Origin of the sequence: Phenylobacterium sp. (assembly GCF_016793225.1) — a bacterium.
Taxonomy (GTDB): Bacteria; Pseudomonadota; Alphaproteobacteria; order Caulobacterales; family Caulobacteraceae; genus Phenylobacterium.
On record NZ_JAEUMN010000147.1, the window covers coordinates 1 to 11,834 of the forward strand.

An 11,834-nucleotide genomic window follows, 5' to 3' on the forward strand; every position below is an offset into this window, starting at 1 on the left:
ATGAAGCTCCTGCAGAAGGTGAAGGCCGACTTCGAGCCCGTCGCCAAGGTGGAGTACGAGCCCCGGATGGAGGGCCGTCAGATGATCATGATCCTGGCCCCGCGGTGAGCCGCCGAGGGTCCTGGATTTCCGGAGCGGTCGCCCTCGCGGCGGCCGTTTTCGTTTCACCCGCCGCCGCGCAGAACGCGGCGACCTGGGCCAACCCGATCAAGCCGTTCAAGATCGGCGAGGGCCTCTACTACGTCGGGGCCTACGACCTCACGGCGTTCCTGTTCGTCTCGAAGGACGGCCTCATCGTGCTGGACGGCGGCGACCGCGCCGTCGGCCGCCAGGTGGTCGCCAACATCCGCGCCCTGGGCTTCGACCCGGCGCAGGTGAAGATCCTGCTCAACACGCACCAGCACTTCGACCACGCCGCGGGCCTGGCCGAAATCCGCAAGGCCGCGCCCGGCGCGAAGTTGCACGCGAGCGCGGCCGACGGCCCGATCATCGCCGCCGGCGGCGCGGGCGACCCGTTCCTGAAGGGCAAGGCCTACGAGTACGAGCCCGTGCCCGTCGCCCGGACGCTCCGCGACGGGGACAAGGTGACGCTCGGCGGTTGGACCCTGACCGCGCACGTCACGGGCGGCCACACCGCGGGCTGCACCACCTGGACCTTTCCGGTGAAGGTCGCGGGCAAGGTCCGCCAGGCGCTGGTCCACTGCTCGTCCAGCGTGCTGCCGGGCTACCGGCTCGGCCGGACCGAGACCTACCCGGGCATCACCGCCGCCTACGAGAAGAGCTTCGCCACCTGGAAGTCCCTGCCCTGCGAGGTCTTCCTGGCCTCGCACGGCGCCTTCTTCGACATGAACGCCAAGCGCGCCCGGCTCGACGCGGGCGACGCCGCCGCCTTCGTCGACCCCGCCGGCTGCCGCGCCTTCTACGCCCGCCAGGAAGCCGCCTTCCGCGCCGAGCTAAGCAAGCAGAACCCGTAGCGGTTCTCACCATTCTGTTCTATTTTTGTTCGTCATCCCGCGACTTGTTCGCGGGATCCATGCCGCGACCGTGCGGCGGATGGCTGGGTCCCGCGGACAAGCCGCGGGATGACGCTGCTGGGGAGGGTCCGGATGAGCGCGGTCTACATCATGGCCAGCCGGTGGATGGGCACGCTGTACATCGGCGTGACCAGCGATCTGCTGCGCCGGGTCTCGCAGCATCGCGAAGGCATGTTCGACGGCTTCACCAAGCGCTATGGCGTGAAGCGCCTCGTCTGGGTCGAGTGGCATGACAGCATCGAGTCGGCGATCCATCGGGAGAAGCGCCTCAAGGAGTATCCGCGGCAGTGGAAGATCAACCTGATCGAGCAGGACAACCCGCAGTGGCTCGACCTCTTCCCCCAGTTCTTCCGCGCCGAGGGACCGCTCGCGCACCTGCAGGAACCTGCTCCTCCGATGTAGCCGCCGCCACGTGGCGCCTTGCCCGCGTTCCGCGCGGCGCTTAACACCCCTCGCATGTCCGAGCCGCCGCCCAAGGAGGCCGCGCCGCCTCCGTGGGCGGCGTTGTCCCTGATCGGGCTGATCTTCCTGAACATGCTGGGCTTCGGGATCATCGTCCCGTTGCTGCCCTTCTACGCCAAGTCGTTCGACGCGCCGGCCTGGCAGATCGCGCTGATCTTCTCGGCCTTCTCGGTGGGCACCTTCTTCGGCGAACCCTACTGGGGCCGGCTGTCGGACAAGTACGGCCGCAAGCCGCTGCTGATCATGACCATCCTGGCGAACGGCCTCTGCTACCTGGCGCTGGCTTTCGCGCCCAACGCCTGGGCGGCGTTCTTCATCCGTCTCGCAGGCGGGCTCTTCTCGGGCAACGGCTCGATCATCCAGGGCTACATCGCCGACGTGACGCCGCCGGAGAAGCGGACCCAGTCCATGAGCTGGATGGGCGCGGCCTGGAACGTGGGCCTCATCGTCGGGCCGTTCCTGGGCGGCGTGTTCGCCAAGCCCTCGCTGGGACCGATCGGCTTCCAGCTCCCGCTGTTCATCTCGGCCGGCCTGTTCATCACCTCGGCCGCCGCCATCGCGCTCTTCATCCGCGAAAGCCGCCAGCGGGACGAGACCCACACCTTCCGCCCCAACCGCTGGTCGGCCACGGGCGAGGCGGTGCGCCATCCCGTGATCGGCCGGCTGATGCTCGTCACCTTCCTGGTCGGCTTCGCCTTCACGGGCATCGAGTCGATCTTCGGCCTGTGGGCCGAGGCGCGCTACGGCTGGGGTCCGAAAGAGATCGGCTGGGCCTTCATGTTCGTGGGCATCGCCTCGGCGATCACCCAGATCTTCCTCACCAGCCGGCTGTCCGAACGGTTCGGTCAGGCGACCATGCTGGCGGTCGGCATGGGCATCACCGTGGTCTGCATCGGGCTGCAGCCGTTCTCCACCGGCGGGACCATGACCATTGTCCTGATGAGCCTGTCCGCCATCGGCCAGTCGGTGGCCTGGCCCAATGTCTCGGCCCTGATCTCCGAGACCGCCGACCCGCACCGCCAGGGGCAGATCCTGGGACTGAACAACGCCACCGGCGCGCTGGCGCGGGTGGTGGGACCCTTCTGCGCCGGGCTCTCGTTCTCGGGGATCAGCATCCACGGCCCGTTCATCCAGGGGGCGATCGTCGTGGCCCCGGCGATCTTCCTCGCCATCGCCGCCGGGCGCCGCGCCCAGGCCTGGCGCATCGCCCAGGGCTCCCCGCCGTCGTAGGGTGCGCCGACCGCGGCCCTCCGCCGCCGCGGAGCATGGAGTTCCCGATGCCCAGGATGCTGTTCGCCCTCGCCATGCTCCTCGCCCTCGCCGCCTGCAGCTCGGACAGCGAGGGGCCCGATGGCGCGAAGGCGCCTGACAGCGCGAAGGCGCGCGACGAAGCGCTGCGCGAGCGCCGGGATCGCCTGCCGCGCCCCGAGGCGTCGAACATGCCCACCCCGGCGCCCGGCTACGAGGACGTCCAGCCGAAATAGTCCTCACGGCCCCGTGAACAATGCGGCGCCCCCGTGGGTTGAGGGGGTGTTCACAAAAACGGGATGCCCCACATGAGACCTCTCCTCGCCGCCGCCGCGCTGACGGCCCTCCTCGGCCTCGCCGCCTGCCAGCGCGACGCCGAGCCCGCCGCCGACGCCGCCGCGCCGGCCACCGCGTCCGACACCACCGGCATGGCCGCGGACGGAACCACCGCCCCGCCCCAGCCCGCGCCCTCGGGCGGCGACACGTCGATGGGCGCGACGCCGCCGGTGAACCCCGACGGGACCACCATGCCGCCGACCAGCGGCACGACCATGCCTGAAGGGACCACCACGACCCCGCAGAGCGGCACGACCACCACCCCGCCCTGATCGCCAGGCGCGCATCGGCGCAGCCGGGGACGGACCCTCCGTCCCCGGCTGTGTCCGGCCCGCCGGATTGACGGCGGGCGTGGGGAGGATCAGCGTTTTCTTCGAAGATCCGGCATGAGACCGGCTGGGAGAGACGCCATGAGCGACGCTACGACACGGGACGCACCGGCGTCCGACATCTGGACCGGCCCGTTCCGCGAACCGCGCAACATGGCGGCCGAGGTCAAGGGCTCCATCCACGACGACGCCACCGCCACGAAGCTGGGCTTCCGGGGCGGCACGGTCGCGGGCTCGGTGCACCTGGACCAGTTCGTTCCCCGCCTAGTGGACCTGTACGGCGAGCGCTGGTTCGAGACCGGCGGGCTCTCCCTCTATTTCACCCAGGCCACCGTCGACCGCGAGGAGGTCCAGGCGGTGGTCGTCGGCGGCGAACCGCGCGCGCGGCTGTCGATGTACAACCGCGCCGGCGCCCAGATCTGCCTGGGCACGGCGTCCGGCGGGCCCGACGCCCAGGCCGAGCTGGCGGGCCGCATGGCCGCACAGGCGGCGGCCGATCCTTCCGGCCTGCGGATCCTTGCCGCGCTCCGGGTCGGCGACGAGGGCGAGACGCGCGTCCGCATCGACGCGGCGCGCCTGGCCGCCCACCGGGAGATCATCACCGAGGACCTGCCGGCCTACGCCGACGGCGTCCTGCCGCCCTCGCAGGCCATCGGCCTGGCCCACCAGGCCCGCGCCGCGGCGGTGGGCAAGGCGGCCCAGCCGCACGTGGGCCTCTTCGGCGCGCTGGAGGTGCAGCACCTGGACGGGCCCCTGCGCGCCGACGTCGACTATCGGGCGCGCACGCGCATCCTCAAGCTCACCGAAAGCCCGAAGACCGAGAACACCTGGCACCAGATCGTCTTCGCCGACGGCGACCGCGACGTGGCCCGGGTGCTGATGTACCTGCGCTTCCTGAAAGGCTCGTCGCCCCTCTGGAGCTGAGACCCGCGGTTCCCTTCGGGCCGAAGGCCCGTTTGGTCTGCCCCGAATGATCGCGAAGAACACGAATGTCCGCGGAGGGGTCCGGGCCCCATTCGTGTGCATTCGTGTTCATTCGTGGTTCGCCGAGCGCTTCGAGAGCTCGCCGCGGCGGGTTGGCGTTGGTCCGCGGAGGCCTGGGTCTCAGGCCGGATGGACGCGCACGGGCAGCGATTCGTAGCCCTTCACGAAGCTCGAGCGCACCCGCGTGGGCTCGCCCATCACCTCGACGAAGCTGAAGCGCTTCAGGATCTCCTCCCAGACGATCCGCAGCTGCAGCTCGGCCAGCCGGTTGCCCACGCAGCGGTGGATGCCGAAGCCGAACGACAGGTGCTGGCGCGCCCGCTCGCGGTCGATCAGGAACTCGTCCGGCCGGTCGATCACCGTCTCGTCGCGGTTGCCCGAGACGTACCACATGATCACCTTGTCGCCCTTGCGGATCGGCTGGCCGGCGATCTCGGTGTCTTCAAGCGCGGTGCGCCGCATGTGGGCCAGCGGCGTCTGCCAGCGGATGATCTCGGGGACCATGTTCGGGATCATGCCCGGGCCGCCCTTGCGCAGCTTGTCGTACTCGGCGGGGAACAGGTTGAGCGCCACCACGCCGCCGCTGATCGAGTTCCGGGTCGTGTCGTTGCCGCCCACGATCAGCAGGGTCAGGTTCCCCAGGAACTCGTCCGGGGTCATGTTCCGCGTGGCCTCGCTGTGGGCCATCATCGAGACGAGGTCCCCCGCCGGGGGCCTGGCGATCCGCTTGTCCCACAGCCGTGTGAAGTAGGCCAGGCACTCCTGCAGCTCGGCCTGCCGCTGCTCCTCGGTATCGACGATGCCGCCGGGCATCGGCAGCGCGGTGGCCACGTCGGACCAGCGGGTGAGCTTGCGGCGGTCCTCGAACGGGAAGTCGAACAGCGTCGCGAGCATCTGGGTCGTCAGCTCGATCGACACCCGGTCCACCCAGTCGAAGGTCTCGCCCACCGGAAGCTCGTCCAGGATGCGGCCCGCCCGCTCGCGGATGATCGGCTCCAGCAGCGCGAGGTTGTGCGGCGCCACGGCGGGGCTGACCGTCTTGCGCTGCACGTCGTGCCGGGGCGGGTCCATCGCGATGAAGCTGGGCCGCCGCAGCTCGGGCCGGGCGTCGCGGATCGTGATGCCGCCCAGGTGGGCCTCGGACGAGAACACCTGGTGGTTGGTGTCCACGGCCATGATGTCGTTGAAGCGGGTGACGGACCAGTACGGGCCGAACTCGGAGTCCCGGCACCAGTGGACCGGCTTCTCCTTCCGCAGCCGCTCGAAGTACGGCCAGAAGCTGTTGGTCAGGAAGAGGTCCGGATCGCCCGGGTTCAGGTCCTCCAGCGGCGTGGCGTAGGCCCGCTCGCGCGCGCCTTCCGGAAAGAAGCTGACGGCTCCGTCGGCCATGGTCGTTTCCTCGTTCTTTTCCCGCAGCATGATCCCATCGGCGCGGAGGGGCAAATGCGGCGCTTGTCCCGCCCGCCCGTTCGCGGTTGAAGGGGCCGCCGTGCACGACCTCCGCACCCGCATCGCCGAGAATCTCGCCCGCTTCGACCGGGTGGCCCTGCCCACCGAGGGCCGGCGCCTGGCGGCGGTGGCGATCGTGCTCGCCCCCACCCCGTCCGGGCCGGCCTTCCTGCTCACGCGCCGAGCCCTGCACCTGCGGCGCAACGCCGGCAACTACGCCCTGCCCGGCGGCGGGCTGGACCCGGGCGAGGACGCCGTCGCCGCGGCCTGCCGGGAGACCCGCGAGGAGGTCGGCGTCGACCTGCCGCGCGAGGCCACGCTGGGGCTGCTGGACGACTTCGCGACCCTGGGCGGCCATGTTGTCACGCCCGTGGTGCTCTGGAGCCCGGACCCGCTCTCGCCCGTCGCCAATCCCGACGAGGTGCACATCGTCTGGCAGGTGCCGTTGGCCGACCTCGACCATCCCCGCGCGCCGCGCCGCGAGAAACACCCGCAGGGCGGCCCGCCGATCCTGCGCATGTTCGCCCGCGGAAGCTGGGTCAATCCGCCGACCGCGGCGTTCCTCTGGCAGTTCCGCGAGGTCGGCCTGCACGGCCGCGTCGCCCGCACCGACCGCATCGGCCAGCCCACCTGGACGGCGCGATAGCTTGCCCTCCCCGCTCGTCGCGCGCGCAGCGCGCGGGGGTGAGGCGAGCGTCTACCGGACCGTCTCGTTGATCTGCGCCTTGGGCCGCGACGCCGGCACCACCGGGATCTCGTGGTCCTCGAGCGGCTTCATCCGCGGCTTCCGGGCCAGCGCCGCCTCGATGTAGGGCGCCAGCTCGGCGGCCTTCTTCGCCTCGCGCTCCTGGGCCTGCGCCTTGAACTCGGGCATCACCTCGGCGGCGAACAGCTCCAGCGCCTCGCAGATGTGGGCGTGCTTGTTGCGCCCGGCCTGCTGCAGGAAGATCACCTGGTCGACGCCTGCCGCCTGGAAGCCGCGGATGTGCTGGCGGATGTCGTCGGGGGTCCCGATGCCGTTGGCGTTGTACTTGGCGGCCCGGCGCGCGGCGATGATCTCGTCGTCGCTGGCGGCGCGGCTCTTCTGGAAGTCCTCGAACAGCTGCGAGCGGCCCGGCAGCACGTCGTGCGCCACCAGGGCGTTCACGGCGTACGAGAAGAACTCGAACCCCTCCTGGCCGCGCCGGATCGCCTCGTCGCGGTCGTGGTGCACCGAGAAGTTCGACACCATGGCCAGGTTGGCGTTCACCGAGTGGCCGATCGGGACGCACTGGTCGCTCTTGATGATGCCGTAGTAGATCTCGGACCAGGTCTCGGCTTCCTTGGGGTCCAGGAACGAGAAGGCCAGCGCCCCGATGCCGTTCTGCGCCGCCACCTTGATCGTGTCGCGGTTGGTGCAGGCCATCCACATCGGCGGATGCGGCTTCTGCATGGGCTTGGGCAGCACGTTGCGGCAGGGCATCGAGAAGCCCGGGCCCTCGTAGCCGGGGTACGGCTCCATCACCATCATGTTGGCGATCTGCTCGGCCGCCTCCAGCGCCAGCGCCCGCTTCTCCCTCGCCGGGATCTTGAAGCCGCCCAGTTCCAGCCGGGTCGCGCCCTCGCCGATGCCGAAATCCAGGCGCCCGCGGCTGATGATGTCCAGCGTGCCCAGCCCCTCGGCCGTGCGCGCGGGGTGATTGTAGTGCGGGATCACCTGGCGGATGCCGTGGCCGACGCGGATGGTCTTGGTCAACGCCGCGCAGGCGGCCAGGAAGACCTCGGGCGCCGAGGAGTGCGAGTACTCCTCGAGGAAGTGATGCTCCACCTCCCAGGCGTAGTCGTAGCCCAGCCGGTCGGCCAGGACGACCTGCTCCAGCGCCTCGTGGAAGAGCCGGGCCTCGTCGCCCTCGTTCCAGGGCTTCGGCAGCTGGTGCTCGTAGAAGATCCCGAACCGCATGGGCATTCCTCCCGCCCTTGTTTGGGACCACCATCCCGCGCCTCCGCCGGGGAAGGCAAGCGCCCATGCTTGGCCGCGCGGGCGACTCGCCGGCTTCGTCTTTGGCGCAACGGCCGATAGCGGCCTCGGGGATGCGCTCCAGGCTAGCCCTGCGACCGGGAAGCTGGTTTCGTGGCCTCCTGGGAGGGACCGAGATGGACGACGCGACCCACGACCTGGCGAACCGGACCGACCTGTCGGCCTTCTGGATGCCGTTCACCGCCAATCGCCAGTTCAAGGCGGCGCCGCGGATGCTCGTGGGCGCGAGCGGCATGTACTACCGCACCGAGGACGGGCGCGAGATCCTGGACGGCACCGCCGGCTTGTGGTGCGTCAACGCCGGTCATGGCCGCGCCGAGATCGCCGCCGCCGTCCAGCACCAGATGATGACGCTGGACTACGCGCCCAACTTCCAGATGGGCCATCCGCTGGCGTTCGACTTCGCCGCCCGCCTCGCGAAGGTCGCGCCGCCCGGCCTGGACCGCGTCTTCTTCGTCAACTCGGGCTCGGAAGCCGTCGACACCGCGCTGAAGATGGCCATCGCCTATCACCGCGCCCGGGGCGAGGGGCAGCGCGTGCGCCTGGTGGGCCGCGAGCGCGCCTACCACGGCGTGGGCTTCGGGGGCATCTCGGTGGGCGGGCTGGTCAACAACCGCCGGGTCTATCCGACGCTCACCGCCGACCACCTGCGACACACCCACGACCCGCGCAACCGCTTCGCCCGCGGCCTGCCCGAGCACGGCGCCGAGCTTGCCGACGACCTCGAGGCGATCGTCCAGCTGCACGGCGGCGAGACCATCGCGGCCTGCGTCGTCGAGCCGGTCGCCGGCGCCGGCGGCGTGCTGCCGCCGCCCAGGGGCTACCTGCAGCGGCTGCGCGAGATCTGCGACCGCCACGGCATCCTCCTGATCTTCGACGAGGTGATCACCGGGTTCGGCCGGCTGGGGACGCCCTTCGCGGGCCACTTCTTCGGCGTCACGCCCGACATCATGACCACCGCCAAGGGCATCACCAACGCCGCCATCCCCTGCGGCGCGGTGTTCGCGAGCCGCAAGGTGCACGACACCGTGGTCGGGGGCGGGGCCGAGGGCGCCGTCGAGTTCTTCCACGGCTACACCTACTCGGGCCATCCGGCGGCCATGGCGGCGGGCCTGGCCACGCTCGACATCTACGAGCGCGAGCGCATCTTCGAGAACGCGGCGGCCATGGCGCCCATCTGGGAGGACGCCGTCCACGGCCTGCGCGACGTCCCCATGGTCACGGACATCCGCAACATCGGCCTGATGGCCGCCATCGACCTCGAGCCGCGGCCGGGCGCGCCGGGCAAGCGCGGCTACGACTCGCTCGTGAAGGCGCTGGAGCTGGGGCTGACGATCCGCATGGCCGGGGACTTCATCGCGCTGTCGCCGCCCCTGATCATCAACGCCGATCAGATCGGCCGGATCGCCGACACCCTGCGCAAGGTCATCACGTCCCTGGACTGACCGTCGCCGCCAGCCGGGCGACCAGCGGGGACGCCGGGACGGGCCGGCCGTCCAGGCGCGCCACGGGCCGCACGCCGGTCAGGCTGTTGGTGAGGAACATCGGCGCGTCCTGCAGGCGCTCGAGGCGCGCCCCGCGCACCTGCTTCACCTTCACGCCCAGCCGGCGGCAGGCGCGCAGCACCTCCGCCCGCATGATCCCGTCCAGCACGCCGGCCTCCAGCGCCGGCGTGAACAGGACCTCGCCCTCGATCCAGAACACATTGGCCGCCGCCGCGCAGGCGACCTTGCCGCGGGTGTTCAGCATCAGGGCCTCGTCGGCGCCGGCCGCGCGCGCCTCGGCCCGCGCCAGCACATTGTCGAGGTAGGCCAGGCTCTTGATCCGCGAGGCGGCGGACCGGTCGTTGCGCCGGGTCGACGCGGTCGCCAGCGTCGCCGGTCCCGGCGGCGGTCCGAGCTTCGCGGCCGAGGCGGTCAGCACCGGCTCCGGGCGCGACGGCGGGTCGAGCCCGCGGTCGCCGCGCCCCGCGCTCCAGTTCAGCCGCACAGCGGCCCGGTGCGGGCGGTCGGCCGCCTCCAGCGCCGCCTCGACCACGTCGCGGCACGCGATCCGGTCCGGCTTCGGCAGGCCCAGCACCGCGCAGCCGCGCGCCATCCGGTCGAGGTGCGCGTCCCAGTGGCCCGGATGGTGGTGGTCCCACAGGATGGTCTCGAACAGCCCGTGCCCGAGCGCGAAGCCGCGGTCGTCCGGGGTGATCGGCGTCACGCCAGCGCCCCCAGGATCGCGGCGATCTTCGCCGAGGTCTCGGCGGTCTCGGCCTGCGGGTCGCTGTCGGCCACGACGCCGCCGCCGGCCCGCGCCTCGAACGCCCAGCCGTCCGCCGCCTCGACGAGCGCCACCGTGCGGATCAGGACCGACGCCTCCAGCGCCCCGTCCACGCCCGCCCAGAACAGGCTGCCGCAGTAGGGACCGCGCGGCGGCTCGTGGTCGGCGATCACCCGCATGGCCTGCAGCTTCGGCGCGCCCGTCACCGAGCCGGGCGGGAAGGCGGCCAGGAAGGCGTCCCACGCGCCCGCGCCGGGGGCGAGCCGCCCCCGGACCCGGCTGACCAGGTGGTGCACGTTGGCGTAGGACCGGAGGCCGAAGAGCTCGGGGACCTCCACAGTGCCCGGCGCGCAGACCCGCGCCAGGTCGTTGCGCATCAGGTCCACGATCATCAGGTTCTCGGCGCGGTCCTTCCCGCTGTCGGCGAGCTCGGCCGCCAGGGCTGCGTCCTGCGCGGGATCGCGCCCGCGCGGGCGGGTGCCCTTGATGGGGTGGGTCTCCACGCGGTCGCCGCGCACCGACAGGAACCGCTCGGGGGAGTTGGAGACCAGCGCCCGGCCGGGCAGCCTCAGGTAGGCCGCGAAGCCTGCGGCGCTCTGCGCGGCCAGGCGGGCGAAAAGATCGAAGGGTTCCGCGCCCGGCCGCAGCCGGCCCGTCCACGGCCGGGCCAGGTTGGCCTGGAAGATCTCGCCCGCGGCGATGCGCGCGACGGTGCGCGCCACGGCGGCGGCGTGGACGGCGTCGGACGTCTCGAGCGTCAGCCTGACCGCCAGGGGCCCGTCCGCGGCCGGCCGGCGCGGCAGGTCGAGCCACGAGAGCGCCACGTCGGCGTGCTCGGCGGCCCGGCGGGGATCGGCGCCGCGTCCCACGGCGAACGCCCGGCCCGTCCCCTGGTGGAAGGCGAGCAGGGCCGGGTAGCGGAGCAGCGTCAGGTCGGGCCAGGCGCCGCGCGCCTGCGGGGCCGTGGCCTCCAGCTGGGCCGACAGCTCATAGCTCGCCAGGCCCACGACGCCGCCCTGGAACGGCGGGCCGTCCGGCAGGGTCTCGCCCTCGCCCAGCAGTCCCGGCAGGTCGCGGCCCGCCTCGACCACGGCGTCCGGCGCGCGCAGCACGTACGACCAGCCGTCCGCGCCCGAGAGCAGGACGGCCGCGAAGGCCTCGTCGGCGAAGGCGCTCGCCACCGCGACCGGGTCGGCCCAGGCGGTGGCGCGCATCGCGACGCAGGCGAGGTCGCGACGGACGGGAACGGAACGGCTGGCCGGCAGGCTCGTCACCCGCGCGGCTATAGCGCGGTTGGCCGGGCGCGGTCACGCCCGGCCGCCGTCCGCGTCTAGAACGACTGGCCGAACTTCAGCCCGATGACCCGGGGCCGGATCGGGATCGTGTAGACCCGCGTGCAGACCGAAGCCGCGCACTGCACGAAGCGGTCGTTCTGGCCCGCCTCGTCGAACAGGTTCTTGGCGTAGGCCTCGATGCGCCAGCTGTCGCTGTCGACGCCGACCGAGAGGTCGAACGTCGTGTAGGCCGGCTGCTTGCCGGTCACGGCGCGGTCGCCCGTCCGCAGGTCCGGGAAGGCCGAGCCCGTGTGGACCAGCGCGCCCTGCACGTGCGCGTCCCAGTCGTTCCAGGTCCACTCGTAGCGCGCGATCAGGTTGCCCTTGAACTTCGGCGTCACCGGCAGCCGCGTGCCCTTGCGCGCCTCGGGCG

At 71.8% G+C, this 11,834-nt stretch carries 13 protein-coding genes and 1 pseudogene; 9 read left to right on the forward strand and 5 right to left on the reverse strand.

The features are described 5' to 3' along the window. From JNK30_RS17125 to JNK30_RS17155, 7 genes and pseudogenes are all read left to right on the forward strand, one after another. Positions 1 to 108: pseudogene (locus JNK30_RS17125) on the forward strand (translation initiation factor IF-3); the annotation flags it as partial. Next, the gene (gene bla / locus JNK30_RS17130) at positions 105 to 974 is read left to right on the forward strand and encodes a subclass B3 metallo-beta-lactamase (RefSeq protein ID WP_293484027.1); all 870 of its coding nucleotides are present in this window, start codon (positions 105 to 107) and stop codon (positions 972 to 974) included. The pseudogene JNK30_RS17125 and the gene bla, both read left to right, overlap by 4 nt. Positions 975 to 1,106: 132 nt before the next feature. Further along, positions 1,107 to 1,436: a GIY-YIG nuclease family protein gene (locus JNK30_RS17135; protein ID WP_293484029.1), complete on the forward strand. Its 330-nt coding sequence runs from the start codon at positions 1,107 to 1,109 to the stop codon at positions 1,434 to 1,436. A gap of 54 nt (positions 1,437 to 1,490) precedes the next feature. Beyond that, positions 1,491 to 2,726, forward strand: coding sequence for an MFS transporter (locus JNK30_RS17140; RefSeq protein ID WP_293484031.1), 1,236 nt, complete (start codon positions 1,491 to 1,493; stop codon positions 2,724 to 2,726). A 47-nt stretch (positions 2,727 to 2,773) separates the two neighbouring features. Beyond that, positions 2,774 to 2,980: a hypothetical protein gene (locus JNK30_RS17145; protein WP_293484032.1), complete on the forward strand. Its 207-nt coding sequence runs from the start codon at positions 2,774 to 2,776 to the stop codon at positions 2,978 to 2,980. 72 nt (positions 2,981 to 3,052) lie between these two features. Next, on the forward strand, positions 3,053 to 3,352 hold the full coding sequence (locus tag JNK30_RS17150) for a hypothetical protein (RefSeq protein WP_293484033.1): 300 nt from the start codon (positions 3,053 to 3,055) through the stop codon (positions 3,350 to 3,352). 138 nt (positions 3,353 to 3,490) lie between these two features. Next, complete coding sequence (locus JNK30_RS17155; RefSeq protein ID WP_293484034.1) at positions 3,491 to 4,333, forward strand: hypothetical protein; 843 nt, start codon at positions 3,491 to 3,493, stop codon at positions 4,331 to 4,333. 180 nt (positions 4,334 to 4,513) lie between these two features. Here JNK30_RS17155 and JNK30_RS17160 read toward each other — a convergent pair whose 3' ends face one another. After that, complete coding sequence (locus JNK30_RS17160; RefSeq protein ID WP_293484036.1) at positions 4,514 to 5,782, reverse strand: cytochrome P450; 1,269 nt, start codon at positions 5,780 to 5,782, stop codon at positions 4,514 to 4,516. Between the two features lie 100 nt (positions 5,783 to 5,882). Between JNK30_RS17160 and JNK30_RS17165 the strand changes: the two genes are divergently transcribed. Beyond that, complete coding sequence (locus JNK30_RS17165; protein ID WP_293484038.1) at positions 5,883 to 6,488, forward strand: CoA pyrophosphatase; 606 nt, start codon at positions 5,883 to 5,885, stop codon at positions 6,486 to 6,488. A gap of 51 nt (positions 6,489 to 6,539) precedes the next feature. Here the strand turns inward: JNK30_RS17165 and JNK30_RS17170 are convergent, their stop codons facing one another. Beyond that, entirely contained in the window at positions 6,540 to 7,781 is a 1,242-nt protein-coding gene (locus JNK30_RS17170) for an LLM class flavin-dependent oxidoreductase (protein ID WP_293484039.1), read from the reverse strand. Positions 7,782 to 7,975: 194 nt separating this feature from the next. Between JNK30_RS17170 and JNK30_RS17175 the strand changes: the two genes are divergently transcribed. After that, on the forward strand, positions 7,976 to 9,304 hold the full coding sequence (locus JNK30_RS17175) for an aspartate aminotransferase family protein (protein WP_293484040.1): 1,329 nt from the start codon (positions 7,976 to 7,978) through the stop codon (positions 9,302 to 9,304). Here JNK30_RS17175 and JNK30_RS17180 read toward each other — a convergent pair. From JNK30_RS17180 to JNK30_RS17190, 3 genes are all read right to left on the reverse strand, one after another. Next, positions 9,288 to 10,067, reverse strand: a complete 780-nt coding sequence (locus JNK30_RS17180; protein WP_293484042.1) for an aminotransferase class IV — start codon at positions 10,065 to 10,067, stop codon at positions 9,288 to 9,290. The genes JNK30_RS17175 and JNK30_RS17180 overlap by 17 nt on opposite strands. Beyond that, complete coding sequence (locus tag JNK30_RS17185; protein WP_367118760.1) at positions 10,064 to 11,401, reverse strand: anthranilate synthase component I family protein; 1,338 nt, start codon at positions 11,399 to 11,401, stop codon at positions 10,064 to 10,066. The genes JNK30_RS17180 and JNK30_RS17185 overlap by 4 nt, the downstream gene beginning before the upstream one ends. A gap of 56 nt (positions 11,402 to 11,457) precedes the next feature. Then, positions 11,458 to 11,834: TonB-dependent receptor (locus JNK30_RS17190; protein WP_293484043.1), on the reverse strand; the 377-nt coding region annotated here is incomplete at its 5' end.

Bases quoted from the DNA above. Each gene is read 5' to 3' on its own strand.
- JNK30_RS17155 (WP_293484034.1), top strand. From the start codon at position 3,491: ATGAGCGACGCTACGACACGGGACGCACCGGCGTCCGACATCTGGACC.
- JNK30_RS17150 (WP_293484033.1), top strand. From the start codon at position 3,053: ATGAGACCTCTCCTCGCCGCCGCCGCGCTGACGGCCCTCCTCGGCCTC.
- JNK30_RS17160 (WP_293484036.1), bottom strand. From the start codon at position 5,782: ATGGCCGACGGAGCCGTCAGCTTCTTTCCGGAAGGCGCGCGCGAGCGG.
- JNK30_RS17145 (WP_293484032.1), top strand. From the start codon at position 2,774: ATGCCCAGGATGCTGTTCGCCCTCGCCATGCTCCTCGCCCTCGCCGCC.
- JNK30_RS17135 (WP_293484029.1), top strand. From the start codon at position 1,107: ATGAGCGCGGTCTACATCATGGCCAGCCGGTGGATGGGCACGCTGTAC.
- JNK30_RS17140 (WP_293484031.1), top strand. From the start codon at position 1,491: ATGTCCGAGCCGCCGCCCAAGGAGGCCGCGCCGCCTCCGTGGGCGGCG.
- JNK30_RS17170 (WP_293484039.1), bottom strand. From the start codon at position 7,781: ATGCGGTTCGGGATCTTCTACGAGCACCAGCTGCCGAAGCCCTGGAAC.
- JNK30_RS17175 (WP_293484040.1), top strand. From the start codon at position 7,976: ATGGACGACGCGACCCACGACCTGGCGAACCGGACCGACCTGTCGGCC.